At 60.9% G+C, this 24,709-nt stretch carries 32 protein-coding genes; 23 read left to right on the top strand and 9 right to left on the bottom strand.

The genetic code is table 11. The features are described from left to right. The first annotated feature begins 21 nt into the window (after nucleotides 1–21). Nucleotides 22–516 carry a MarR family winged helix-turn-helix transcriptional regulator gene (locus FJQ54_RS03155; protein WP_230450755.1) on the top strand — a complete coding sequence of 165 codons (495 nt, stop codon included), beginning with the start codon at nucleotides 22–24 and terminating at the stop codon, nucleotides 514–516. Nucleotides 517–536: 20 nt separating this feature from the next. On the opposite strand, the gene FJQ54_RS03150 is transcribed toward FJQ54_RS03155, so the two are convergent. The 3 genes from FJQ54_RS03150 to FJQ54_RS03140 all read right to left on the bottom strand — a co-directional run bounded on the left by FJQ54_RS03150 (nucleotide 537) and on the right by FJQ54_RS03140 (nucleotide 3,109). After that, complete coding sequence (locus FJQ54_RS03150; RefSeq protein WP_235890294.1) at nucleotides 537–1,190, bottom strand: ZIP family metal transporter; 654 nt, start codon at nucleotides 1,188–1,190, stop codon at nucleotides 537–539. Nucleotides 1,191–1,374: 184 nt separating this feature from the next. Beyond that, on the bottom strand, nucleotides 1,375–1,911 hold the full coding sequence (gene msrA / locus FJQ54_RS03145) for a peptide-methionine (S)-S-oxide reductase MsrA (RefSeq protein ID WP_072492901.1): 537 nt from the start codon (nucleotides 1,909–1,911) through the stop codon (nucleotides 1,375–1,377). 28 nt (nucleotides 1,912–1,939) lie between these two features. Further along, nucleotides 1,940–3,109, bottom strand: coding sequence for a bifunctional alpha/beta hydrolase/OsmC family protein (locus FJQ54_RS03140; protein WP_235890293.1), 1,170 nt, complete (start codon nucleotides 3,107–3,109; stop codon nucleotides 1,940–1,942). 283 nt (nucleotides 3,110–3,392) lie between these two features. On the opposite strand from FJQ54_RS03140, the gene FJQ54_RS03135 reads away from it, so the two are divergent. The 7 genes from FJQ54_RS03135 to FJQ54_RS03105 all read left to right on the top strand — a co-directional run bounded on the left by FJQ54_RS03135 (nucleotide 3,393) and on the right by FJQ54_RS03105 (nucleotide 8,401). After that, on the top strand, nucleotides 3,393–4,268 hold the full coding sequence (locus FJQ54_RS03135; protein WP_140926873.1) for a LysR family transcriptional regulator: 876 nt from the start codon (nucleotides 3,393–3,395) through the stop codon (nucleotides 4,266–4,268). A 146-nt stretch (nucleotides 4,269–4,414) separates the two neighbouring features. Beyond that, nucleotides 4,415–4,858, top strand: a complete 444-nt coding sequence (gene msrB, locus FJQ54_RS03130; protein WP_024350804.1) for a peptide-methionine (R)-S-oxide reductase MsrB — start codon at nucleotides 4,415–4,417, stop codon at nucleotides 4,856–4,858. Nucleotide 4,859: 1 nt separating this feature from the next. Beyond that, entirely contained in the window at nucleotides 4,860–5,399 is a 540-nt protein-coding gene (msrA, locus tag FJQ54_RS03125; RefSeq protein ID WP_027297090.1) for a peptide-methionine (S)-S-oxide reductase MsrA, read from the top strand. 134 nt (nucleotides 5,400–5,533) lie between these two features. Next, nucleotides 5,534–6,238: a glutathione S-transferase N-terminal domain-containing protein gene (locus FJQ54_RS03120; protein WP_027297091.1), complete on the top strand. Its 705-nt coding sequence runs from the start codon at nucleotides 5,534–5,536 to the stop codon at nucleotides 6,236–6,238. Further along, nucleotides 6,235–7,203 carry a magnesium and cobalt transport protein CorA gene (locus tag FJQ54_RS03115; protein ID WP_027297092.1) on the top strand — a complete coding sequence of 323 codons (969 nt, stop codon included), beginning with the start codon at nucleotides 6,235–6,237 and terminating at the stop codon, nucleotides 7,201–7,203. Before FJQ54_RS03120 ends, FJQ54_RS03115 begins: the two co-directional genes overlap by 4 nt. A 106-nt stretch (nucleotides 7,204–7,309) precedes the next feature. Then, a complete protein-coding gene (locus FJQ54_RS03110) occupies nucleotides 7,310–7,870 on the top strand; it encodes a hypothetical protein (RefSeq protein WP_230450757.1) in 561 nt (186 codons plus the stop codon). A gap of 81 nt (nucleotides 7,871–7,951) precedes the next feature. Next, nucleotides 7,952–8,401: a hypothetical protein gene (locus FJQ54_RS03105; protein WP_140926871.1), complete on the top strand. Its 450-nt coding sequence runs from the start codon at nucleotides 7,952–7,954 to the stop codon at nucleotides 8,399–8,401. Between the two features lie 106 nt (nucleotides 8,402–8,507). Here FJQ54_RS03105 and FJQ54_RS03100 read toward each other — a convergent pair whose 3' ends face one another. The 6 genes from FJQ54_RS03100 to nadE all read right to left on the bottom strand — a co-directional run bounded on the left by FJQ54_RS03100 (nucleotide 8,508) and on the right by nadE (nucleotide 12,955). Further along, nucleotides 8,508–8,804, bottom strand: coding sequence for an AzlD domain-containing protein (locus tag FJQ54_RS03100; protein ID WP_027297095.1), 297 nt, complete (start codon nucleotides 8,802–8,804; stop codon nucleotides 8,508–8,510). Beyond that, nucleotides 8,804–9,526 carry an AzlC family ABC transporter permease gene (locus tag FJQ54_RS03095; protein WP_051544221.1) on the bottom strand — a complete coding sequence of 241 codons (723 nt, stop codon included), beginning with the start codon at nucleotides 9,524–9,526 and terminating at the stop codon, nucleotides 8,804–8,806. Before FJQ54_RS03095 ends, FJQ54_RS03100 begins: the two co-directional genes overlap by 1 nt. A 76-nt stretch (nucleotides 9,527–9,602) precedes the next feature. Then, nucleotides 9,603–10,862, bottom strand: a complete 1,260-nt coding sequence (locus FJQ54_RS03090; protein ID WP_027297097.1) for an MFS transporter — start codon at nucleotides 10,860–10,862, stop codon at nucleotides 9,603–9,605. Between the two features lie 8 nt (nucleotides 10,863–10,870). Then, nucleotides 10,871–11,362 carry a DM13 domain-containing protein gene (locus FJQ54_RS03085; protein ID WP_027297098.1) on the bottom strand — a complete coding sequence of 164 codons (492 nt, stop codon included), beginning with the start codon at nucleotides 11,360–11,362 and terminating at the stop codon, nucleotides 10,871–10,873. A gap of 3 nt (nucleotides 11,363–11,365) precedes the next feature. Next, the gene (locus FJQ54_RS03080; protein ID WP_027297099.1) at nucleotides 11,366–11,839 is read right to left on the bottom strand and encodes a peroxiredoxin family protein; all 474 of its coding nucleotides are present in this window, start codon (nucleotides 11,837–11,839) and stop codon (nucleotides 11,366–11,368) included. A 234-nt stretch (nucleotides 11,840–12,073) separates the two neighbouring features. Next, nucleotides 12,074–12,955 carry an ammonia-dependent NAD(+) synthetase gene (gene nadE, locus FJQ54_RS03075; RefSeq protein WP_051544223.1) on the bottom strand — a complete coding sequence of 294 codons (882 nt, stop codon included), beginning with the start codon at nucleotides 12,953–12,955 and terminating at the stop codon, nucleotides 12,074–12,076. A gap of 302 nt (nucleotides 12,956–13,257) precedes the next feature. Between nadE and FJQ54_RS03070 the strand changes: the two genes are divergently transcribed. The 15 genes from FJQ54_RS03070 to FJQ54_RS03000 all read left to right on the top strand — a co-directional run bounded on the left by FJQ54_RS03070 (nucleotide 13,258) and on the right by FJQ54_RS03000 (nucleotide 24,701). After that, entirely contained in the window at nucleotides 13,258–13,863 is a 606-nt protein-coding gene (locus FJQ54_RS03070; protein WP_024350792.1) for a sulfite oxidase-like oxidoreductase, read from the top strand. After that, nucleotides 13,856–14,602 carry a ferredoxin reductase gene (locus tag FJQ54_RS03065; RefSeq protein WP_027297101.1) on the top strand — a complete coding sequence of 249 codons (747 nt, stop codon included), beginning with the start codon at nucleotides 13,856–13,858 and terminating at the stop codon, nucleotides 14,600–14,602. Before FJQ54_RS03070 ends, FJQ54_RS03065 begins: the two co-directional genes overlap by 8 nt. A gap of 72 nt (nucleotides 14,603–14,674) precedes the next feature. Next, nucleotides 14,675–15,688 carry an NADP-dependent oxidoreductase gene (locus FJQ54_RS03060; protein ID WP_027297102.1) on the top strand — a complete coding sequence of 338 codons (1,014 nt, stop codon included), beginning with the start codon at nucleotides 14,675–14,677 and terminating at the stop codon, nucleotides 15,686–15,688. 75 nt (nucleotides 15,689–15,763) lie between these two features. After that, nucleotides 15,764–17,029: a thiolase family protein gene (locus FJQ54_RS03055; protein ID WP_027297103.1), complete on the top strand. Its 1,266-nt coding sequence runs from the start codon at nucleotides 15,764–15,766 to the stop codon at nucleotides 17,027–17,029. A gap of 14 nt (nucleotides 17,030–17,043) precedes the next feature. Next, nucleotides 17,044–18,114 carry an NADP-dependent oxidoreductase gene (locus FJQ54_RS03050; protein WP_051544225.1) on the top strand — a complete coding sequence of 357 codons (1,071 nt, stop codon included), beginning with the start codon at nucleotides 17,044–17,046 and terminating at the stop codon, nucleotides 18,112–18,114. Nucleotides 18,115–18,180: 66 nt separating this feature from the next. Further along, entirely contained in the window at nucleotides 18,181–19,785 is a 1,605-nt protein-coding gene (locus tag FJQ54_RS03045; RefSeq protein ID WP_051544228.1) for a sensor histidine kinase, read from the top strand. 16 nt (nucleotides 19,786–19,801) lie between these two features. Further along, nucleotides 19,802–20,161, top strand: a complete 360-nt coding sequence (locus tag FJQ54_RS03040; protein WP_223850255.1) for a response regulator — start codon at nucleotides 19,802–19,804, stop codon at nucleotides 20,159–20,161. Between the two features lie 131 nt (nucleotides 20,162–20,292). Then, a complete protein-coding gene (gene grxC, locus FJQ54_RS03035; protein WP_027297105.1) occupies nucleotides 20,293–20,565 on the top strand; it encodes a glutaredoxin 3 in 273 nt (90 codons plus the stop codon). A gap of 64 nt (nucleotides 20,566–20,629) precedes the next feature. Further along, entirely contained in the window at nucleotides 20,630–20,911 is a 282-nt protein-coding gene (locus FJQ54_RS03030) for a DUF427 domain-containing protein (RefSeq protein ID WP_062342448.1), read from the top strand. Between the two features lie 38 nt (nucleotides 20,912–20,949). After that, nucleotides 20,950–21,705: an SDR family NAD(P)-dependent oxidoreductase gene (locus tag FJQ54_RS03025; protein ID WP_027297106.1), complete on the top strand. Its 756-nt coding sequence runs from the start codon at nucleotides 20,950–20,952 to the stop codon at nucleotides 21,703–21,705. 160 nt (nucleotides 21,706–21,865) lie between these two features. After that, the gene (locus tag FJQ54_RS03020; RefSeq protein ID WP_207790344.1) at nucleotides 21,866–22,312 is read left to right on the top strand and encodes a nuclear transport factor 2 family protein; all 447 of its coding nucleotides are present in this window, start codon (nucleotides 21,866–21,868) and stop codon (nucleotides 22,310–22,312) included. A gap of 62 nt (nucleotides 22,313–22,374) precedes the next feature. Beyond that, the gene (locus FJQ54_RS03015) at nucleotides 22,375–22,641 is read left to right on the top strand and encodes a hypothetical protein (protein ID WP_024588016.1); all 267 of its coding nucleotides are present in this window, start codon (nucleotides 22,375–22,377) and stop codon (nucleotides 22,639–22,641) included. 193 nt (nucleotides 22,642–22,834) lie between these two features. Then, nucleotides 22,835–23,329 (top strand): Dps family protein, encoded by a 495-nt coding sequence (locus FJQ54_RS03010; protein WP_027297107.1) that lies wholly within the window; start codon nucleotides 22,835–22,837, stop codon nucleotides 23,327–23,329. A 29-nt stretch (nucleotides 23,330–23,358) separates the two neighbouring features. Beyond that, nucleotides 23,359–24,213, top strand: a complete 855-nt coding sequence (locus FJQ54_RS03005) for an alpha/beta fold hydrolase (protein ID WP_072492847.1) — start codon at nucleotides 23,359–23,361, stop codon at nucleotides 24,211–24,213. A 2-nt stretch (nucleotides 24,214–24,215) separates the two neighbouring features. After that, on the top strand, nucleotides 24,216–24,701 hold the full coding sequence (locus tag FJQ54_RS03000) for a peptide-methionine (S)-S-oxide reductase (protein ID WP_027297108.1): 486 nt from the start codon (nucleotides 24,216–24,218) through the stop codon (nucleotides 24,699–24,701). Nucleotides 24,702–24,709 lie beyond the last annotated feature (8 nt).

The following is a 24,709-nucleotide window of genomic DNA, read 5'->3' as shown; positions in this document are numbered from 1 at the left end:
ATCTTTGGGGCGTTCGCACTCATGATCAGCGACGACATCGTTCGCGCTAGTTCATCGCGGGCGCCAGAAGCTGGACCCGCCGCCTCGGCGCTTGCGTTGATTGCCCATAAGCCAGGGCTATCGATCCGCATGCTGTCAGTTGGGGTGGGACTTTCCCATGCCGCGACCGTCCGCTTGGTGGACCGTTTGTCGACGGAGGGATTGGTCGAGCGGCGTGAGCATTCGACTGACGGGCGCACGCGGTCCCTCCATCTTACAGAGGCTGGCAAGGTCGCGAGCGATGCGGTCTTGGCGTCGCGCGACAAGGTGATCGCTGAGGGACTATCGATCCTCACCCCTACCGAGTTGGACGCCCTTTACAGCATTGCTGAACGCGTGCTGCGCGACCGCTTGGAAAACCTCGAGCATTCCTACCGCATCTGCCGTTTGTGCTGTTACGAGGGCTGCACGAATTGCCCGATCGATGCCGAATTGCACGAGCGCGGGGTAGATCGCGAGAACGGCGGCGAGGCTTAGGGCTCCGGAATTCGCAGGTTTCAGTGTTGAGCGATGAGATACGCCGCCAGGAACCCCACGACCGTGATCAGACCTATGAACGGCGGCGCCTTCTCGAAAGCCTCGGGGATCATGGCCTCCGCCAGCATCGCTATGACCGCGCCAGCTGCGAACGACAGAATGGCAGGGGCTTGAGTGGACGCCGAGCCGAGCAGAAGGTTTCCCGTACCGGCGGCGATGCAAACAAGTAGCGGAATACCGATCCAGACCGCGTAGATATAGCTTCGCGATCGGCCCGCGACCTTCATTCCGGAAGTGCTCGATAGACCCTGTGGCACATTAGCCAAAAAGAAGCCTGCCACTACTGCAAGGCTGATCTTGCCTCCGCCAGCCACGGACATCCCAATCACGAGGGCCTCTGGAATGCCGTCGAGAACGCTGCCGAGCGCAATCGCAGCACCGCTGCCGCGGTGCTCCTGTTCAGTGGCCTGCTCGGTGCATTCACCGCATCGCTTTCGATGCTTCGCGCCCCGCCGAGAGAGAAACCAGTTTGTGCCGCTGAAGATTGCGGCCCCTGCGAGCAGCGCAAAGATCGCCAAGGGTCCCATGCCAGCCGACACGCGATCACCTATGAGTTCGGTAGCGACCACGGCAATCAACACACCACCACCGAAGCCCATCACCGCTGAGATCATGCGGTGAGTGAGTCGCCCGTACAGCACGTCCGCAAGTACCGCCCCCACCAGAAGTCCGCTTCCTGACAAAAGCCCCCACAAGCCGGCGATTGCGTATTCGGGTATCATCGCAAGAACCCGGCTGACCTAGCGACGCGGGGCGAGCGCCATCGCGTGCGTATCGTTGATGACCGTCCCTGCGTGCTCATCGTTTCGCTCGGTCCAGTCGCCAGGCCGGTCGCTCGAAGTGGCAGCTATAGCCGCCGGGTCGACGCTGGAGGTACTGCTGATGCTCTGGCTCGGCCTCCCAGAACGGCTCTTCCGGGTTGATCTCTGACACGACAGGTCCCGGCCAGCGACCCGACGCTTCGATCTCGGCGATTGTCTCCAGAGCAACGTCCATCTGCTTTTCGGACGTGTAGAAAATCGCGGACCGATAGCTTGGTCCGACGTCGCTACCTTGTTGCTCGTATGTCGTCGGATCGTGGATTTGGAAGAAGAGTTCCAGGAGAGCACGATACGTCAGTATCGAAGGATCAAACGTGACCTCCACCGCTTCCGCATGACCATGGTGTCTCGTGTAAGTCGGGTCCGGCAGTTCGCCGCCGATGTAGCCCACACGCGTCGTCACGACGCCCTTCGCGCGGCGAAGTAAATCTTCGAGGCCCCAAAAACATCCACCCGCAAGTATCGCTCGCTCGGTTCGTGTCGGCGTTTGGTCAGTAGTGGGCAGACTCTGCATCCGATCAACCTCCGCTATGTGCACCACATCAGATCGCCGGCGCCGCACCTGCAGGCTGCGCATTGTTCGAAAGTTGGGTCTGCACATCCGAGCCTCGGACGAGTGTCAGGTCGACCGGACACCGATCCGCGATTTCCAGTATGCGCGCCCGCTGTTCATCGTTGAGCGGCCCGTCGAGAAAGACGGTGCGCGTGAAGCGGTCGGGAGGCACCATGTCCGCCACTTTCTCGTGTCGCACGGTCGTCGTCGCTCGCTCCAGCGGAAAGCCTTTGCGGTTCGCGTAAAGACGCATTGTCATCACCGTGCAGGCGGCCAGTCCGGCCGACACCAGTTCGTAAGGAGACAGCCCGCTGCCGAGACCTCCGACCGATTCTGGTTCATCGGCGAACAGCGTGTGCCCGCCACTACGGACCGTGAGTTGGAACTTCCCCGCCAACGTTTCCGACGCCACGACTCCATTCGCTAACTCGACTTGTGGAAGGTCCGCCGCGAGCGGCGGCAGGAAGCGGCTTGCCCACGCTGCGACCATAGCTGAGACGTAATTCGCATCTTCGACATCGGTGAGAAGGTGATCGGCCGTGTCGAGCGAAACAAAGCTCTTGGGATGGCGCGACGCGACGAAGATGCGCGAGGCGTGCTCGATACCCACGACTTGATCCACCGGTGAATGCATCACAAGCACCGGACGTCGAAGGGCAGCGATAGACCTCTCGATGTCCACTTCGTCGACCGTTTCCAGGAAACTGCGGCGGATCAGGAAGGGCCTGCCAGCAATCTCCACAGATGCCTCGCCCTCGCTCGCTATCGCGTCTAGGTCGGCAGGTTGAAAGACGCGCAATATATGCTGAAGGTCAGCCGGGGCGCCGATCGTCACTACCGCCGCGATATCCGGCAAGTCGGCGGCGGCTACGATCGCAGCCGTGCCACCCAGGCTGTGTCCGACAAGGAGGGAGGGCGCCTTACCGGCGACAGCCATGGCCTCCGCGGCGGCCTTAAGATCATCGACGTCGGAAGCGAAGCTTATCGCCTCATCCGCAGAACTCTCGATCCCTGTGCCGGCGAAGTCGAACCGCAAGACGCCGATGCCAGCCCGCGAGAGGGCGCGTGCGATGTACACGGCGGCGCGGCTGTCTTTCCCGCAAGTGAAGCAATGGGCGAAAATAGCCCAGCCGCGAGGCGTACCTTCGGGCGCCTCCAAATACCCGGTTAGATCAGAGCCTCCACCACCGGGAAACGTGAACGGTGTTCCTGTCATAAGCGTCGAGCCTCCCACGGCGACTTAGTGGGTGCACCGGAACCCTTGGGCCCTGGCGGAAGCGCCATCAGGCCCGGACTAGCCGTCCAAGACATTCTTTTTATATGCGTGGTGCATATAGACAAGCCCCTAAAGCGTGATTATATGCGTCGCGCATACTTCTGGTGGCGGTCGAAAAGACCGGTCCTGGAAGCGGCATCAGTCAGGGCGCGCAGGCCGAAGGGCTATGGAACTCAATCAGGTCAGCTATTTCATCAACTTGGCCGAGACGCTGAATTTTACAGCAGCGGCGCGGTTGAGCGGTGTGTCCCAGCCAAGTCTGACACGCGCGATCCGCCGCTTGGAGGAAGAACTCGGCGGTCCGCTCATTTATCGCGATGGGAAGAACAGCCGTCTCACCGGCCTTGGCCAGGACGTGGAGGCTGAGTTTCGGCGCATGTTAGTCGCGATGAAAAGTGTTCGGCATCATTCTGAGAACTGGGCCATGGGAAGGCACCGGGTCTTGGACGTAGCCGTCGCTCCGACCGTCGGGCCGAAGCTTTTCACGACTTTTTTCGAGAGCGCGTTGGCCGAGGTGCCATCGATCGAGATCAAGATGCATTCGCTTGGGGCGAGTGAAGACACATCGGAGGTGCTGTCGGGCAAGTATCACGCATGCATCCTGCCACGCGAGACGCGGCCGGACCGCAAGCTTGATGTGCGACCTCTGTTCCGCGAGCGCTTCGTGCTCGGCTGTTCCGCAAAGCACCCGCTCGCGGCGAGCGATATCGTGCGCGGCGAGGACCTGTTGGAGTTCCCGTTCGTCGATCGTCTGAAGTGTGAGTTTCGCGAGCAGATCCTAGACCATTTCGCACGACGGGAGGTGCTGATGCGACCGCGCTTCCGGTCCGATCGTGACGATTGGGTGCAACGGGTCGTCGCCGAAGGCGAGGCCATATGCATCCTTCCGGAGCGGTCGGCTACAGCCCAAGGTCTGGTTACCCGCCCTATCGACGGGTTCGTCCTCGAACGAGAGGTCGTGATCGCGACGGTCTCCGGCTCCACGGTGCCGGTTGAGATCCGAAAGATCGCGCAGCTGGCGGCCAGATACGCGTGGAACTGAACACCGCTGACACAGCGGAGCTATCGAAACTATACGCACAGCGTATTGGATAAATATATTTGGCACTGCGATAGTCGAGGCGACCGTCAAGCAAGATAAGATGTCCGTAATGTGCCTGGCCCTGTAACCAAGTATTGGAGACGATCATGAAGTTTGAAAAGTCTCAGGCAGCGATCGACCGCCTGACCCCCGAGCAACGCCGGATCACTCAGGAAGACGGCACGGAGCGGGCCTTCACCGGTGAATACAACGACAACAAGGAACCGGGCATCTACGTCGATGTCGTGTCCGGCGAGCCGCTTTTCGCATCGACGGACAAGTTCGAGTCGAAATCCGGCTGGCCCAGCTTCACCAAGCCTATCGTCCCCGCGCACGTGAACGAGGTGCGGGACAGTTCTCACGGCATGGTCCGGACGGAAGTTCGATCGGTCCATGGCGACAGCCATCTCGGCCACGTGTTCCCCGACGGTCCGGCCGACCGTGGCGGACTGCGGTATTGCATCAACTCGGCCGCCCTTCGCTTCATCCCGCGCGATGAGATGGAAGCCGAGGGCTACGGCGAGTATCTCGATCAGGTGGAGGAGGCGTAACATGCATCAGCGCGCTGTTCTCGCAGGCGGATGTTTTTGGGGCATGCAGGATCTGATCCGCAAGCAGCCCGGCATCGTGTCGACCCGCGTCGGATACACCGGTGGCGACGTCCCGAACGCCACCTATCGCAATCACGGCACTCACGCTGAAGGGATCGAGATCATTTTCGACCCGGCAGCGACAAGCTACCGCAACATCCTCGAATACTTCTTCCAGATCCACGACCCGACGACGAAAGATCGGCAAGGCAACGATCGCGGCCTCTCCTATCGATCAGGCATCTACTATGTCGACGAGGAGCAGAAACGGGTCGCCGAGGAGACGATCGCCGACGTCGACGCCTCCGGACTGTGGGACGGAAAAGTCGTCACCGAAGTCGAGCCCGTCGGCGATTTCTGGGAAGCGGAGCCGGAGCACCAAGACTATCTCGAGAAGCGCCCGGGCGGTTACACGTGCCATTTCCCGCGCGCGAATTGGGTGCTCCCCAAGCGTGACGACGCTGGTGCTACCCAGCCTACCACCGGAGCGGCAGCTGAATAGCTGCAGCGCCTATCGCGACATAGCGCTCTGCATCGCAAGCAATGGGACCGCATCGGCGAACGATGCGGTCCTCGAACGGCCCCTCAAGCGGTCATGCCGCTTGCCGGCCATCGATTTGGTAGGATTGCCCCAGCATGCCAGACCTTTCGTCATATCCGATCACCGAGCGCTGGCCTGCCTCCAATCCTGATCTCCTGCAACTCTATGCGGCGCCCACGCCCAACGGCGTCAAGGTGTCCATCATGCTTGAGGAGACCGGGCTGCCATACGAGCCGCACTTTATCGACATCAGCAAAAACGAGACCAAAGACCCCGCATTCGTGTCGCTGAACCCAAACGGGCGGATCCCTGCGATCATCGATCCGTCAGGCCCCGATGGTGAGCCGCTCGGGGTTTGGGAGTCCGGTGCGATCCTCGTTTACCTTGCCGAGAAGACGGGCCGGCTGATCCCACCGGGACAAGCCAGGCGCTATGAGGTGCTGAGCTGGGTATTCTTCCAGATGTCTGCGATCGGCCCGATGTTCGGTCAGCTGGGCTTCTTCCTGCGCTGGGGCGGAAAGGACTACGAAGACAAGCGGCCTCAGCAACGGTTCGCCGACGAGTCGAAGCGCCTGCTGGGAATCTTGGATCGCCAGCTTGATGGGCGCGAGTGGATCGTCGACGACTATTCCATCGCCGACATCGCGACGCTCGGCTGGGTCAATGCCCTGGTCGGCACCTATGACGCCGGCGACCTGTTGCGCATCGCCGATCATCGGAACGTCCGGGGTTGGTTGGATCGCGGCCTCGCTCGACCAGCCGTGCAGCGGGGCCTGGTCATCCCGGCGAGGCCCGCATGAGCGTCATCGCCGCTTATTATTACAACGAGGGTCGCCGCATCCGCGAGGTCGCTATCGACGAGCGGATCGAACTCGACAAGAACCGATCTGGCTTCTGCTGGATCGGGCTCAGCGAGCCTTCGGTCAGCGAACTCAGGGCGCTTCAGGCGACCTACAATCTGCATCCATTGGCGATCGATAACGCGATGCACCCGATGTGCCCGCCGAAGCTCGAAGTCTATAACGGCGAGCTTTACGTCGTCGCTCAGACGGCCGAGCTGGTCGGGGACCGCATACGCTACGGCAAGACGGCGATCTTCACTGGTCACAACCATCTGATCACCGTGCGTCACGGCAACGCCGGAGCGCTCGGCAATCTTCGCGAGCAGCTTGAGGGTTCGCCTGCTCAGTTTGGTAAGGGTGTCGATTACGTCCTGCACGCCATCCTTCACCGCATCGTCGATCAGTATCTGCCGATCTTCGAAATGATCGAAGACGACGTCCTCGCGATGGAGAGGCGATCGCTCGACGACTTCCTGGGGCGGGAGGAGGTCGCGCGCATCTTCGGCTTGCGGTGCGAATTGACCCGTTTCCAGCGAACCCTTGGCGCTATGGCGGAACTGGTGCGCAAGCTTGTTCGCGGACATTTCCCGTGTATCAGCGCTGAGGTGCGGCCGTATTTCAACGACGTTGCCGACCACGTCGACCGCGTCCAGTCCATGGTCGATGGCCTCCTCCAGGTGCTGTCCACGGTCTTCGAATTCAGCAGCCTTCTCGAGGCGCAAAGGACAGGCGTCATCACACGCCAACTCGCTGCATGGGCGGCGATACTCGCGGTCCCTACGGCTATCGCGGGGATATATGGAATGAACTTCAGGAACATGCCGGAGCTGGACACAGCGTACGGCTACTTCGTCGTGCTCGGCCTGATGCTGACGTTCTGTCTTTTCCTGTTCGTCCGCTTCAAGCGAGCCAAGTGGCTGTGATGGCGCTCCGCACCTTCCGTGCTGGTCGGTCACCGCGCCAATGCGCGCCTTCGGTCGGCGCGCAACCCTTACAATCCGAACTCGAGGTGCGTTGATGACAACTCAAGTGACAGACGTTCTGGACGCCGTGCAGTCTTTCGTGGCTAAGGGCTATGACCGAGAGTACCGTGTGAAGGACGGCGCTCTCGTCGATCTCGAGCTCGGATCGACCCTCGACGCATGCAGCATCCGTGTCGATGCCGCGGTACGCCTCGAAAGCGGCGATGGAGCCGAAGACGCATCGAACATCTACGCCATCACCGACCCGGCGACCGAGCACAAAGGTCTGCTGATCGATGCCTTCGATGTGTTCGACGAGATATGCCACCGCGACCTGTCCGAACGGCTTCTTGAGCATCGTGAAACATCTCCGGCCGGTGACGCGGACGTGCCGAGCAAGCATGGGCTGCGCAAGGTCTATAAAAGCGAGTTTGATCGCGACCCTGAGCGTTACGTTCTGCGGGAAGGCTTCCCAGACTTCCCGGCATGCCCGTTCGGGGGAGCCTTCAGCATCCTTGGCTTCGATACAGCAGAACAATCATACGTCTGGCTCGTGACGAGCATTATTCGGGATCCCCGGCTGATAAGGATTCCCTACCAGGGCGAAGACGTGATTCCCGACGAATGAGGTCGGCGCAGCGTGCGGGAACAAATTGGACCCGAACGAAGGATGGGATTTCCCTTTCAGGTCAGCGATAACGAGGCAGAGATGGACTGGAATAAGGACCACATTCGCGAGACCATGCTGTCTCTTGAGACAGCGGCACTGAAAAGCGCTCGCGAGAAGTATCTGGATTACGTTTCCACCGCGCGCCTCGATCGCAGCGAGCCGATCGAGAACGACGAGCAGGCGCAAGCCGAGGTGGCGAGCGATTTCGCTGAGGCGCTCGATGACACTCTCGATGACTATGTTGATAAGCTCGACAAGCTTCGGACGATCGATTTTGGACCGAAGTCAGAAGTCTCGGAAGGCGCCGTCGTCAAGCTGTCCGGCAAGCACTTCGTCATTTCGGTCTCGACTGGCAGGTTCATTTGTCATGGGCAGGAACTGATGGGCATCTCGACGATAGCCCCGATCTACGAGGCGATCGAAGGCGCGCGAGCCGGGGAAACGGTGCAGTTCAATGGCCGCGATTTGACCGTGGAGGCTGTTGCGTAGGCAAGGACCCGCGGTCCTCGGATCGTGAGTGCGGGCCATCGACGTTCGCAGCCTGACTGGACGACTGCTGGCCTCCCCATAGCTCCTTCTCGCAGATGATCGGCACTTACGAGCCAAGCCACCCCAGACCTGCGTAGGCGAGCATTCCCAATACCATCGCCACGATGACCTGGTTCGTGGCGATCGCTGCACCCAGCGCGACACCGGCCGCGATCCAGGTTGGAGGTGGCTGACCGATCAACGACGAAGCGACCAAGCTGACCACGATCAGCCCAGGCAACTCGTCCAGAACCCAAGCCTGCCTGGAAACCCTAATTCGCTCACCGGCAATCAACCCGGCGACCCGGATCGCAAACGCAGCCACGACGAGCAAACCGACGACAGCCCAGTGCGAAGCGCTCATCAGGCTGCCGCCTCGATCCTGCGCTTCAAGGAGATCACCACCAAGCCGAAGAATGCGCCGACGATGATCCCGTAAGCTTTGGGCATGCCGAGCGAGATGACGGCCATGGTCGCTGCCGCGGCCATGGTCCATGGCAGGGCTTGGGAACGTCCCCGCCACAGACCTCGCGCCATTGCAATGAAGGCCGCCGTGAACGCGAAGCTCAGGCCAAAGCGTCCGAGATCGGGCAGCGCGGCGCCAAGCAAAGCCCCGAGCGTCGTGGAGGCTGTCCACATGGAGATATTCACCAGCCCTGAGCCTATGAGGAATGGTGCTCCGACATCGGGGGACTTTGCCCGCTCGGACATCGTCAAAGCCCAGTTCTCGTCGCCAGTAATGTGGATGGCGAAGAGCTTTTTCCTCAGCGACAAGCCGGCCAGCACCTCGGATAAAGAGGCGATGATGCCGACATAGCGCAGGTTCAGTGACGCACCGGCCAGAACCGCGCCCAACACGACACCTGTGGAAGCGAACTGCTCAACCGCGATGATCTGCGAAGAGCCCGCATGGGTAGAGGCGCTCATGATCGCGACGCCCCACCATGGGAAACCTACCTGTACGGCCAGGAAACCGAAGGCCAAGCCATACACGCTGGCCCCGAAGGCCAACGGGAGGATGGCGATCGCCCCCCGTTTAGCCTCGTATGCGTCTCTCGGGGCTGAAGCCTTCACGCCCTCATCCATGACGCGTTCCACCTTGTTCTCAGCCAGGCTCCTCTAACAGCCGACTGGCAGTCCTTCGGTTATGGGCATCGTCGTCTCAGCGGCGCTGATCCGCCGGGGTTCGTATCATCGCGTCGAGCGACCCGGTTATCATCGCCGTGCTCGGGCAGCGTGTCGCTCTTGTCTTGACCGATCGGTCGGAGTGCCTACGCACACCGGCCAAGACCGCCAGGGCAGTCAGCAATGCCGCCGCGTAGAGGAACAGGCCGCCAGGACCGAGGAGGTCCATCACCAGGCCTCCGATGAGCGGCCCGGCGGCGGTTCCGATCCCGTTGAGTAGGAGAAGTCCGCGAGCGGTGCCCAGCAGCCGACCCGGAGGAAGGTCGTCGTTCGCAACGGCAAGGCATAGCGAATAGATGGGAATACCGAAGCCGCCGAACAGCGCGCCCGCCGCAAGTAGCACAGGCAGAGGCGCGTCCGCAGCCAGCGCTACGCCGATCGCGGCCGCCGCGGAAGCCAGGGCGGCGCCGGCAATGACGAGTGTCCGCGACACGCGGTCCGATAGCCATCCCAATGGCCACTGCAGCACGAGCGTTCCACCAAGGACCGCAGCCATGAACGAAGAAATGCCGCCCACATCGAGGCCAATCCTCTGCGCAAAATTGGGCCCTAGTCCCCAGAAGCCGCCGATGGCCAGACCGGCTAGGAAAACGCCGACCGACGGAAGGGGCGAAATTGCAACGAGATCGCGAAAGGCGACGGGCTCCTGTTGAACCTCGGCCGGGGGATGACTGGGCAGTAGCGTGACGGGGACGACGGCCGCAGATATCAGCAGCGAGACGAACAGGAACAGCGTCACGTCTGCGGGTGGAGCGATGTTGAGAAGCGCTTGACCAAGGGCCCATGAACCCATCGAAACAACGCCGAAAATCGACAAAAGCTGACCGCGCGTGGATTGAATCGCGTGAGCGTTGAGCCAGCTCTCAGTCGCCAGGATCATGCCTGCATAGGCGAAACCGGTCACAAGGCGAAGCGGCATCCATACGTTCGCCTCCACGAATGCGACATGAAGAAGAGCCGTCATCGAGGCGATCGCGGCGAAGCCAGCGAAAGTCCTCACATGACCGACGGACACGATCATCCTGGGCAGCGTGAGAGCGCCAATGGTGAAGCCCGCAAAGTATAGGGACATCATCGCGCTGATCGTTTGAGCGGAAAAGCCTTCCTCACCAGCCCTCACGATCAGAAGGGTACCCAATAGACCATTGCCCAAGAGCAAGGTGGCGACACTCAACAACAGCGCTGCGACCGGCGCCAGAACGAGCCCCCGCGCGCAGGCCGCCTTCACGCTATCCATCGCCTGACTCATTTCCGAGCCTGGCGCGGCGGCTGATACGCCGCAGAACTGATGAACTGATCGAAGGCTTCGCACCAGATGACAACGGCACTGTAGTCGCGAACGTCGATGTCGGCGGGCACCTCCATAATGAAGCCGTTGAAGGCCCTCACATCGCCGACCCGAACGGACGCGGCCTTGATCGCGAGGAACGCTTCCTCGGTCTCTACGAAGTGCGGGGCGAGATAAAGCTTGTAGTCCGGCCCGGGAGAGAGACGGCCAATGTGCGCGATCCGGTGAGGCAGGATCTGCACTTCGCCTTCACCCCAGTGCAGCAGGTCGCTGCCGGCTAGATCACGAGAAAGCTTTCCCGAATAGAGCGCCTCAGGCGTCGAACTCCTCAACGCAGCTTCAGTGGGCGACGCCGGCGCGGTGAGGATAGGCAGCGTGTAGATGCCGGCAGCAAAGCCTGTGATGCCAACGACGAAGTGGGTGCAGGCTAGAATGAGCCACCGTGGCATGTTTCACGAGCTCTCCAAATTTGCCACCAAACGATCCGCGTCCAGGTGGAAATCCGAAAAGACGACGCAACCGTCGGCGTTGATGACCGTGAACCACGGCGTTCCCCGTGTCCGGTAATCCTCCATGAACGTTGGAAACGCAGCACCAGGCGGCGGTTCGTCGTGCCCGAAAGCGACGGGGAGACGGTACTCCACCTGATTGATGCGCAACTTGTCGAATGTATTTTCGTGCGCGCCTTCGAAGACCGTCTGGATCACTGCGAATCCGACGCCTCTGGACTCCAGCGCACCATGCAATTTCTGCAGTGTAGGAAACCCATGCAGATGGCAGCCCCTGCACCAATGCTGAAACGCGAAAAGGACCTTCGGCCCTACGCCAAGATCCGATAGCTTGATCGGCGCCTTAAGGTCGCTTCCATCCACGCCGATCCACCGATGAATGCGAAGCTCTGGCGCTTGACGATCGGCCGCGCTCATCCCTCTCTCCGAACACGAAGCATGTGCCCGACGTGCAGCGAAAACTCGCGAGCGCAGGGGAACTGCTATACTTCACCGCCCCACGGCCCGAGCGTCGAATAGTCGATAAGACCAGAATCCTGTCTAGACTATACCCGACGAGGCCACGAGTTTACGTGGATGACTATGAATTCCAACGCCGGTCTTTTCCAATAGCGGCGTGACATAGTTTCTATGTCCTAGGCGGGAGCAAATTTAGCGTCCGTTCGACCCTTGCGGCGCCAGAAGCTGCACGTTGGAGGCCACAGGCAGCGCGCGCTTATGCGCGGTGGCTCGATACGCTCTTTGGATCGTCTCGACCGCCGCCTGGGCCACACCCCTTCCTTCGAGGTAATCGTCTATCTCATCATAGGTCACGCCGTAGGCGTCTTCGTCGGGGTGTAACGGCATCGCGTCATCCAAATCTGCCGTGGGAACCTTACTGATCAGTTCCGCCGGGGCGCCCAGATGAGACGCGATCGCGCGAACGCGCCGCTTATTGAGACCGGCGAGAGGGAGAACATCGGCCGCGCCATCGCCGAACTTTGTGAAGAAACCCATCACCGCTTCGGCTGCATGGTCCGTGCCAATCACAAGGCCGCCCAGGGTCCCCGCGAGAGCAAACTGGGCGACCATCCGTTGGCGTGCCTTGATGTTCCCGAGCACCGTACTGCGCAGGCCGGGGTCGGCGGACTCGTAATCGGAGCCTGTCATCCCGCTCCACAGCGCGTCGGTCGCGGGCTTTATATTGATCACGGCAACGCGGTCGGGCCTGATGGCTGACAAGGCAAGCTGAGCATCGCGCTCGTCCATCTGTTCGCCATAGGGCAGCCGCACCGCTACAAACTCGCATTCGTACCCGATCTGACGCAGATCCTTCACGGCCGATTGCGCGATTAGGCCCGCCGTCAGGGAATCGACGCCGCCGCTGATTCCAAGCACATACGCTCGCTGCCCCGACGACCTAAGATAGTCGCGGAGGAAGGCGGCGCGTTCTGCCGCCTCGCGTCGGGCATCGAACGACGCCGAAACGCCGAGCGCTGCGATAATCTCGTCTTGGATGGGAATGACGACCTCCTGGGCACGCCGCAGTCGCATGCTGGCGACCTCACCTCGCGAAGCTTCTCTGTCCCACGAGCCATAACGCTCACGCAACACCGATTCAAAGCTATCGAAACTATAGCGACAGGGCATTGGGAAAGCAGTCTGATATAAAGCTATAGTCGAGGCGGGATTATCGCGAGTCATAGTGATGAATTGCGTGTCTCTACTGATTTAACACCCGGTTGTCTGAACATCAGCTTTGCGATCCGCTCGATATCTTTCCTTTGCGAGGGTCATCTACGCATTAGCCTGAGATGAAGTCGGTCGGTCCGTCGTGACGAGCAAGGGGGTTCGGCATGGTCACCAGAGGTTTCACCGGCCGCGGTTCAGGCGGCGACCACGAGGGCCGTATTCCGCCAGGTCAACATCTCGTGGAGAACTTTCCCGTTCTTACCGCTGGGCCAACGCCTCGTATCGAGACGTCCGACTGGAAGTTCACGGTCAAGATCGGTCCGAGACCCGTGAAGGTCTGGAGTTGGAGTGAATTCAACGCCCTTCCAAAGACCAAAGTGACCAAAGACATTCACTGCGTCACGTCCTGGTCCAAGCTCGACACGAAGTGGGAAGGCGTGCTGATCGAGGACATCCTCGCTGACGCTGAAGTTAAACAGCCAACAGACTTCGTTCTCGCGCACTGCTACGATGGCTATTCGACGAATGTTCCGCTCGCGGACATGTTGTCCGGCAAAGCTATGGTCGCGCTGAGCTACGCGGGCCAGCCGCTTCCCCGCGACCATGGCGGACCGGCGCGCCTTCTTGTTCCGCATCTCTACTTCTGGAAGTCCGCCAAGTGGGTGAATGCGCTGCAGTTCACCACTCGCGACGAGGCCGGGTTCTGGGAGTTGCGCGGTTATCACATCTACGGTGATCCGTGGCGCGAGCAACGGTACACCCATGACTGAGTTCGATGCGCAACCCGCGTCGTGGCAGTCAGGCGTGATCGACGAAATCGTCCAACAGACACCGAGTATCAAGAGCTTTTTCCTGCGGTTGCAGGAACCATTCGTCCATACAGCAGGCCAGCACGTCGACGTCCGGCTGACCGCCCCAGACGGCTATCAGGCGATGCGCAGTTATTCGATCGCATCGTCGGCGGGCTCTTCACCGATCCTGGAACTCGCCATCGAGCGCCTGCCGAATGGCGAAGTTTCGCCATTCTTCCACGACGTCGCCGCAGCCGGCGACGAGATCGAACTCAGGGGACCGCTTGGAGGCCACTTTCTTTGGCCCGAGCCTACCGACAAGCCGGTGCTGCTGATCGGCGCAGGTTCAGGCGTGGTGCCGCTGATGGCGATGATCCGGCAGCGTCGGGCATCGGCACAGGCCGTTCCAGTCGCTCTGCTCTTGTCGGCGCGAACCGCTGAGGACGTGCTCTTCTCCAGCGAACTCCACTTAATCGAGATGAGCGATCCCACGTTCATCTTGACGCTCGCGATTACGCGAGAAGCGCCAAAGCGCGCCTCGGACTATGGCCGACGGATCGACGATGGGATGGTCCAGGCGACAATCGCACGTCTCGGTCGCGACCCGGGCCACGTGTTCGTTTGCGGGTCGAACGGTTTCGTCAACATCGCGACGGACAGCGCATTGTCGGCAGGGCTGGGCGTCTCGATCATCAAGACCGAGCGCTACGGTGGGTAGGGGCGGCCAGATGATCGCATCCCATCACGCGGGAGCGCCCAGCTCAAGCTCTGTCCGGGAAAGGCTTCGCCCATGACCATCATGGCCCGTCAATTTCACCTTAAAAGTCGTCCCGAAGGGCTACCGCAGGCCAACAACTTCGAACTCGTCGAGCAGGATCTCCCCGCGCCAGAGCGAGGACAACTGCTCGTCGCCAACCGGTGGCTCTCCGTTGACCCTTACATGCGCGGCCGCATGACCGGTCGAGAAAGCTATATGCCGCCCTTCCAAGTTGGCGAGCCTCTCGATGGCGCCGCGATCGGCGTCATAGTCGAAAGCAAGGATGAACGGTTCAGCCCTGGCGAGGTTGTGAGCCACTTTGCCGGCTGGCGCGACCGCGCGATCATCGACGCCGCGTCCGCTACTAGGATCGATACGACGATTCCAGAGCAGGCGTATCTGGGCCCGCTCGGTTTCCCAGGCTTCGCCGCCTACATCGGCATGCTCCAGATCGGAAAGCCGCGAGCTGGCGAAACTGTGTTCGTGTCAGCAGCAGCGGGTTCGGTCGGATCGCTCGCTGTCCAAATCGCAAAGATCAAGGAATGCCGAGTCGTTGCGTCTGCGGGCGGCGAGGACAAATTGCGTTGGCTGCGCGAGGAAGCAGGCGCTGATGCCACGATAAACTACAAGAATACGGACGACATGGTCGCAGCACTTCGCGAAGCTGCGCCTAAGGGTGTCGACATCTATTTCGACAACGTCGGTGGCACGCACCTGGAAGCCGCGCTTGAGGCGGCCAATGGCTTCGCACGCTTCGCTTTGTGCGGAATGATCGAGCAATACAACAGCGAGCCGGTCGGCCCCCGCAATATCTATGCGGTTATTGAGAAGAGCCTCCTGCTGCAAGGCTTCGTCACCATCCACAACATGTCGGTTTGGGAGGATTTCCAGCGCGACGTCACCCGGTGGATCGCCGATGGGAAGGTCAAATGGCAGGAGACGGTAGTTCACGGCCTCGAGAGAACCCCTTCGGCGTTCCTCGATCTGTTCGCCGGAAAAAACATCGGAAAAATGGTCATCGACCTCAGGGATGGGGAGACGCCCTGACGGCCGGCGCCTGCCGTCAGCGGACCGCACTACGCCACCTCGTCTAATTAGAATCTTTAGCTTTGGGAGATCACCGTGAGCCGCTTCGCCGAACCAGTTTTCATAGCCGCAGGCTTGCGGACACCATTCGGTCGTGGCGGAGGAGCGCTGGCAAATTATGACGCGGTCTCGTTGTCAGTGCCAGTCGTTGAAGAAATGGCGAAGCTTGCGGAGCCCGATCTGACGATCTGGGGAACCGTCATCCCGAACCTGGGCTGGAGCAACATCGCTCGCGAAATCTGGCTGGACGGGAAGCTCAACCCCAACGTTCCAGCATTCTCCGTAGTCCTAGCGTGCTCGACCAGCATGACCGCGAGCTTCGCCGCAGCCGGGATGCTCGGCGGCGGGCTCAACCTGATACTGGTCGGCGGGTCTGAGGTCATGAGCCGACCATCGCTCGCTCTCACCGCTGAGGCATCTAAACGACTCACCGATCTCTTCGCGCAGGATCCGGCCGCAGCACTTGCCGCCCTGGGGGCGTTGACCCCTCAAGACTATGTGCTCCCCACGAAGGGCTGGGCCAACCGCCTTACGGGCAGGACGATGGGCGATCACATGGAGGAGACCGCCAAGGCGTGGCGCATCTCGCGTGAGGCTCAGGATGACTGGGCTCTAAAAAGCCACCAGCGCGCCGTCGCCGGCTGGAACGGCGGCTTCTTCGATGACCTCGTGATCTCGTTGCCGGAGCTTTCCCGCGATGCGAACCCGCGCGCGGACACATCCGCCGAACGTCTATCCGGTTTGAAGCCCGCCTTCGATCGTGAGAGCGGAATGGGTAGCCTGACAGCCGGCAACAGCTCCCCCATCACGGATGGGGCGGCCGGCTGTTGGGTGTCCAACGAGGAGGGTCTGAAGAGGCTGCCCGATGGCACGCCCTATGCGCGGATAATCGACTACGAAGTCTCGGCGGTCGACCTGCGCACGGAGGGGCTGCTGATGGCGCCGTCCTATGCCATTCCACGACTTCTGGCGCGCCATCACCTTGGCTTCGCCGACATCGCACTTTGGGAAATCCACGAGGCGTTCGCGGCACAGGTGCTGGCCAACGTCGCGGCCATTACTGATCCGAACTGGGTCCGAGACAAGGCCGGTGTTTCGGAGGAGATGGGCAACTTCGATTGGGATCGCGTCAATCCCAACGGCGGCTCGGTAGCCATCGGACATCCCTTCGGCGCGACCGGCGCGCGCGATCTCAGCCAAGCTGTGAAAGAGCTATGGGCCATGCCGGTCGGATCTCGCGGGATCGTCAGCATCTGCGCCGATGGTGGTCAAGGCACTGTCGCCCTCCTCGAACGCGTCTGATCGGAGGACGAAAAATGAAAGCGATCCGCTTCCATGAGTTCGGCGCTCCTCATGTCCTTCGCTATGAGGAGGCGCCGACACCTGTGACAAAGCCGGGAGAGGTGCTCGTCCGTGTAAAAGCGGCAGGCCTCAACCCGCCCGACTGGTATCTCCGCGAGGGATACAAGGCTCTGCCGCCCGAGTGGCGGCCGTCGGTGACATTCCCCGCCATACCCGGCTCGGATGTCTCCGGGATCGTCGAGAAGGTCGCTGACGATGTGACGGCGTTCTCGGTCGGCGATGAAGTTTTTGGAATGATCCGCTTTCCCAGTTTCGGCGAGAGCTTGGGATACGCCGAGTATGTTTCCGCGCCTGCTTCCGACCTTGCGGCCAAGCCCCGACACCTGGACCACATTCATGCAGCCGCCGTTCCCATGTCGGGGCTGACCGCTTGGCAGTTCCTGATCGAGCTAGGCCATAACGAGCAGAACCCGCTGCAGCCCGAGCGCCACAGCCCGGTCCCGTTGGCTGGGAAGAGCGTTATGATCAACGGGGCTGCGGGCGGTGTCGGTCATCTGGCATTGCAGTTGGCAAAGCACGAAGGCGCGCGTGTCATCGCCGTCGCTTCAACCCGGCACGAAGCGTTCCTTCGCGAACTGGGCGCCGACGAGTTCATCGACTACACGAAGACTAAACCCGAAGACGATGTGCGCGACATCGATCTTGTCGTCGATGCCGTCGGCGGTCCGGCCTCCGGCCGCTTCCTTCGGACCATACGTCGTGGCGGTGCGCTGTTCCCGATCTTTCCCCTTGGCTTTGCCGGACATGACGAGGCTGCCGACCGAGGAGTGACCGTTTCGGCGACGCAGGTGCGTTCCAGCGGCGATCAGTTGGCCAAGCTAGCTCGCTTGCTCGACAGCGGTGAGGTCCGCGTCGCCGTCGATAGCACATATCCCCTTTCCGAAGCGGCCGTCGCTCACGAACGCGCAGAGGCAGGCCATATCCAGGGCAAGATCGTCCTCGCCGTCGGTGACGCCATCGCCGATCAGAGCGGCCAAGCGGGCGTGCCGTCAGCGCAGTGGCCGCCCCGCATGAGGGGGCACTGACATGACGCGGGAAGCGCCGATGATCGGCCACGCTCGACCTTCGAGGCATCATCCAGGAGAACTGCGGTGAGCCTGAGCGCTGACAGAACCGATTTCGGGGCGGCACAGCGGGCGCGGGCGCTTGCAGACCTCATGGTGCTCGACACACCGGATGAGCAAGCCTTCGACGATCTCGTTTTTGTCGCCGCAAAGGCCTGTGACGTTCCCATCGCGCTCATCACCCTGCTGGATACTGACCGGCAATGGTTCAAAGCCAAGTACGGGCTTGAGGTATGCGAGACGGAGATCGAACACTCGGTCTGTCGGATCGAGATCGATCAAGGCGATCTTCTAGAGATCGTCGATCTCACAAATGATGCGCGGACCAAGCGCAATCCGCTCGTCACGGGCGTCCGGCACTTTCGCGCCTACGCTGGCGCGCCGCTCGTCCTGCGATCGGGAGCGATCGTGGGTCGGCTGTGCGTCATCGATACCGTTCCGCGGCCTGAAGGGCTCAGCGAGATGGAAAAGGCGATGCTGCAAGCCCTTGCCCGTCTCGCCAGCGAAAATCTCGAACTCCGCCGGATCGCAAAGGCCAGTGAGCGCCTCACAGCCCTGCAGACAGCCTTGGTCGAAATCGGCGAGACCATTCGGAGCAGCCACGATACGGCAGAGATGGCTTCGGCGACCGCCGCCATTGTCGGCCGAACGCTCTCCGCTGACCGAGCCGGGTTCGGATCCGTCAACGAGGACGTCGATACGATTGACGTCGAAACCGATTGGACGGCCCCGGGGGCGGTGAGCATTGCCGGGCGCCACCGTCTCGACGAGTACGGGAACTTGCGCGAGCCGCTCGTCGTTGGCGACCCTCTCGTTGTGTGGGACGCCCTGACCGACGATCGCACTCTGCACAATCTCGAGAGCGCAATGCGGGTCGGCGTTCGGTCGCTGGTCGACATGCCGGTTCGAGATCGTGGCAAAACCATCGCCGTTTTCTTCGTTCATTCGGCGCATCCCCGACCTTGGCCCGCAGAGGAAATCTCGTTCCTACGAAGTGCGGCAGACCGGCTCGAGGCAGGCGTCGCGAGGCATCGTACCGAGCAGCAGCAACTCATAGTGAACGGCGAAATCGCTCACCGCCTGAAGAACATGCTTACCATGGTGCAGGCCATCGCGAGCCAAACGCTGCGAAGCGTCACCGATCGCGAAGCGGTCTACGCCTTCGAGCGTCGGCTGATGGCTCTGAGCGCGGCGCACGACGCCTTGCACCAAATGAGTTGGACACAAGCTGATCTACAAGCTGTCGCAGCGACAGTGATCGACGCGATCGGGTTCTCAGATCGGGTCGACATGAGTGGGCCGGCGGTGGCGCTGGGACCACGAGCGGCGCTCTCGTTTTCCCTCATCGTCCACGAGTTGCTGACAAACGCCTGCAAATACGGCGCGCTGACCAGTGACGACGGCCACGTCTCGCTGTCGTGGGATGTCGAAGTCGGCCAGGACGACGACCTTCTGCGCGTAACATGGCGAGAACGGGGTGGGCCTCCGGTTGTGCCGCCAACTCACCGAGGCTTTGGATCGAAGCTGATCAACATCGGCCTGGTCGGCACCGGAGGTGTCGATGTTCGCTACGAGCCCGCCGGGTTAACGGCCGATCTGCACGCCTCCATGCGTCACCTGGTTCAAGGTTGATGGGAGTATGGGTGGAATGGTGAAACCCGTGGTGCTCGTCGTCGAAGACGAACCACTTCTCCGACTGTTCGCGACGGACATGATCGAGGAGGCGGGCTTCGAAGTCTTGCAGGCGCCGAATGCATCCGCCGCGCTCATGACCCTGGAGGAACGACTGGATGTGCGCGTCGTGTTCACGGACGTGAACATGCCCGGCGGGATCGATGGCATCATGCTCGCCATTTGCATCCGCCGGCGGTGGCCAACCATCCAGATCATAATCACGTCCGGGAGGCCTTGGCCTGACGAAGCCGTTGTTCCAGCGGACATTGTGTTCTTCGCCAAGCCATACCGGCAAGACCGGGTCTTGGACACGGTCCGAAAGATGGCGGCGTGATGTCCAGCGCCTCGACCAACTCGGACGCCGGAGCTGCGCGGTCCACGAGACCCTGGGGCGCAAGCCTTTGCCTTCGGATGACCGCCGCGAATCCGGCCGGCCCATCACCCCTCAACGATTGGAGATGCAACATGAAGCCTGAAGTCCTCATCTACACCACGAGTTGGTGCCCGTTCTGCCGTCGTGCGAAGGCGCTCCTCAAAGAGAAGGGCGTGGCATTCACTGAGCTTGATATCGAAGCCGATCCTGCACACCGGAAGGCGATGATCGAGTCGTCGGGGCGAAGCACCGTGCCGCAGATCTTCATCAACGAGACGCATGTCGGCGGCTCCGACGATCTCGTTGCGCTCGATGCAGATGGCTCGCTCGACAAGCTGCTTGCCGGACAAACCACGGCAAACTGATTTGTCCCGCCCGACAGGGCCACTTGTCGATGGAAGTGGCTGAACGACGAGAGAGGAGTCCGGTTTGGTCTCAGCAGTTTGGAACGATGTCACCCTCGCGGTAAGCGACGAGACTATGGTTGTGGATGGAAACCATTATTTCCCGCCTCACTCGGTTGACCGGCAGTATCTGGAACCGAGCGAGCACACGTCTGTCTGTCCCGTGAAGGGGACGGCCCAATACTTCCATCTCCGGGTCGGGGACCGGCGCAACGCAAACGCTGCGTGGACCTATGCCGACCCTTCTCCGGCGGCCCATTCCATCAAGGATCACATCGCCTTCTGGAAAGGCGTCAACGTCGCGTAGCCGTCCGCCGGCAATTAGATTTCAGAAAGGAACCGCCGATGTCGAAAGTTTTGGACGGCAAAGTCGCTATCATCACGGGTGGCTCTCGAGGCCTTGGCGCCGTGCTGGCGGCGACGCTCGCCGATCAGGGAGCCGATATTGCTATCACCTACGCTGCGTCGGCCGATAAAGCCGAGTCCGTCGCCGAGGTGGTGAGGGCCAAAGGCGTTCGCGCTCTCGCAATTCGATGCGATCAAGCGGATACGTCCGCCGCCAAGCCGATGGTCGAGCAGGTCGTAGCTGAACTCGGCAAGCTCGACATCTTGATCAACAACGCCGCAATCGCCGTCCAAGGAAAATTGGTTGACGATCCGACGCTCGATTCCGCCGCGTTCGACAGGCAGTGGATGGTCAATGTCATGGGCACCGTGGCGATCACGCGTGCGGCGGCGCAGAAAATCTCTGACGGTGGCCGCATTGTCTTCATCGGTTCCGGCCTGGGCACCCGAGCGATCGTGCCGGGAATTGCCGACTACGCAGGAACCAAGGCAGCGATCGCAGGATATGCCCGTGGGGTGCAACGCGATCTTGGCCCACGCAACATTACCGTCAACGTGGTCCAACCTGGCATCATGCCAACCGACATGACCGGGGAAGTTGCTGAGAATTTTCCGCAGGCCGTCATCGATATGCATCCCATCCGTCGGATCGCCACGATTGAGGAAGTGGCGGGCGCCGTCAGTTACCTCGTTAGTCCCGCTGCAAGCTACACAGCTGGCGCGGTGATAGATGTGTCAGGGGGCGTCCTGGTCTGAATCGATGCTCGACGGGCGTGTCACGCGGATAACTGAAGGACGATCACTTCCGCACCTCAGCGCTCCGTTGAATTCCGGGCAGCAGACCGGCTGATCCTGCAGGGCCCATTATTCTCGAAGCAATAGCGGATAAAGCTTCCGCATCTCAGGAGTTCATAGAGTGCCGAATGCAGAGGTGACCCAAGACCGCATCGCCGTCGCCACCGACTATTTCCGGAAAATCGACAGTGGCGATCCCACCATCCTCGACATTCTGACTGACGATGTCGTGACGTACTTCCCGAAGTTCGGAGTTGGATATGGCAAAGCCGAATTCATGGAAGTCGCCAAGGGTCTGTTGGGGTCGCTTCAGCGGATCGAGCACGATTTCGATCGCATGACCTTCCACGTAGCCGGCGACCACGTGATTGTGGAAGGCTTTGAAGGTGGCGTTATGGCTGACGGCACGGCGTGGCCGGTTGAAGGCCGGTCCGAAGGCCGTTTCGCCAACGTATTCGAGTTCGACGGCGCGCTTATCAAGCGTGTTTTCATCTACGTGGACCCGGACTTCGCTAGCGCTAATGACGCGGGGTTTCTTTGGGGCCGCAACGTCAGACTGACGCGATGACCCCAATCGCATGGCGCAGCACTCACGTTCGCAGGGCGAAGGCCGATTGGCGGTGATGCAGAATGGACCATCCAGAATTCGATACGGCTTTCGAGCGTCTGCCTGAGGGGTATAGCGAAGGCGCTTACGAAGGCAGGCGTTTCGGCGTGACGGTTCGTCGGTCGGAGGATGGACGGAGGAACAGCCTTTTTGCTCGAGAACTAGCCGGGAACGACATCGTCAGCTTCAATCTGTATCGCGTTGCTTCGGGCAGTGCGTCGCTGAAGCCGTGCGAGATGTCCTCGGAGAAGGTTATCGCTTTCGTATTGGGCTATCAGCCGAATGCCTGATGAGCATGTGGGGTTCGCTGCCTTCCCATTTTCCCGTGCCGCTCCAAGCGCCCCTTCTGGTCGCCAGAACTATCGAAACTATAGACACAGGCCATTGGACTTCGATCTGAGGTAAATTCATCTTCTATACCTCAGCGTTCCAGAGAATCGGCGCTGATCTTTTGCGCAAGCCTTCATCGAGGAAGTTCACGCGATGACAAACTCCAGTGCTGCAACCGTGCCTTCACCATCTGACCTCGACGAGAACGCGACCATGACGGTCGCGGATGCGTTGAAGATCATTTTGGCGAACAGCTATGCGGTCTACCTCAAGACCAAGAACTTTCACTGGCATGTCTCGGGCCCGTACTTCAGGGACTACCATCTCCTTCTCGATGAGCAAGCTGCGGAAATCCTCGCAGCGACCGATGCGATGGCGGAGCGCGCCCGGAAGACCGGAAATACGACCATACGATCGATCGGCGATATCGCCAGCCACCAGACGATCAAGGACAACGACGCTGAGTTCGTCACGCCGCAGGACATGCTGGCGGAGCTGCGCGCCGATAATCTTCACATGGTCGAGTCGCTGCGCCGCGCAAAGGAAGTCGCCGACGAGGCGAAGGACAACGCGACCTCCGGCCTGATCGATACCTGGACCGACGAAGCGGAACGCCGAGCGTGGTTCCTTTTCGAAGTCAGCCGATAGGTCTGCTGCTCAACGGATCGGATCGTTTCATGGCGCCTAACGATGTGCAGACCCAGTTCCTTCAGACAGAGGGCGGTAGGATAGCCTTCGACGATACGGGTGGAACCGGACCTCTCGTCGTAGGCATCCCAGGAATGGGAGACCTGCGCTCCGAGTATCGGCTCATCAAGCCCATGCTGCAGCATGCGGGATGCCGAGTGGTGACGATGGACGTCCGCGGATTCGGCCAATCGTCGCCGGAGTGGTCGGATTACTCCGCGCGAGCGGTCGGCCGTGACGCCGTCGCCATCCTCCGACAGTTGGCTGACGGGCCAGCCGTGATCATGGGCAACTCGTTCGCAGCCGGCTCCGCGCTTTGGGCTGCCAAGGAAGCTCCTAGTCACGTCAACGGGGTGGTGCTGCTCGGTCCGATCGTTCGCGATCTTCCCTTCACGACGATCCAGAAACTTGTCCTTGGGCTCGGATTCGCGGGGCCATGGCGAACCTGGTTCTGGACCACTTACTGGAGCAGCCTATTCCCGACGAAACCGGCGCCGGATCATGCTGAGGTAAAAGCGGCGATTGCTGCAAACCTCAGGGAGCCAAAGCGCATGCAGGCTCTCTTGACGATGCTCTCATTGTCGAAGTCCGACACCGCAGCGATCTTGGACGAGATCTCTGTGCCGAGCCTCATCGTCATGGGCACAAAGGATCCCGACTTCACGGACCCTGTCGAAGAAGCCCGAAGCTTGGCTTCGAGGCTCCATGCCGAAACCATGATTGTCGAGGGCGCTGGGCACTACCCTCATGTCGAAATGGCGAACGATGTCGGACAGCGGATCATCGCGTTCGTCCGCCAGCTCGATAAGTCTGGCCCGGCCGTTGTGCCTTTGCGCAGGAGCTAAGTATGGCACAGGTGGGCTTTGGAGGAGGTTGCCACTGGTGCACCGAGGGCGTTTTCCAAGCGTTGCGCGGCGTCACGCAGGTCCACCAGGGCTTTCTACAATCGGCCGCCCCGGCGGACACCTGGGCCGAGGGGGTGATTGTAACGTTCGAACCCTCCGTTATCGGACTGGAGACACTGTCCGAGGTGCACCTGCGCACACACTCCGCCACTCGTGCGCGCTCGGTTCAAAACAAGTACCGAAGCGCGATCTATATCTTCGACGAGATTCAGCGAGCCGAAGCCGATGAGGCGATACGCGGATACGCTGCGGAGACCGGCAAGCCGGTCCACACCCTCGTCCTACCATTCGCGGGCTTCAAAGCTTCGGACGAGCGATATCAGAACTATTATCGCACCGACCCGAACAGGCCTTTTTGTCGGCGATACATCGATCCCAAGCTCGACTTCATCCGCGAGCATTTTTCGGAGAACGCGCTAGAGCGTTAGTCGTACAT

The sequence above is a fragment of the Sandaracinobacter neustonicus genome, from assembly GCF_006385875.1.
Lineage (GTDB): Bacteria > Pseudomonadota > Alphaproteobacteria > Sphingomonadales > Sphingomonadaceae > Sandaracinobacteroides > Sandaracinobacteroides neustonicus.
This window is presented reverse-complemented; position numbering and strand designations above follow the sequence as displayed.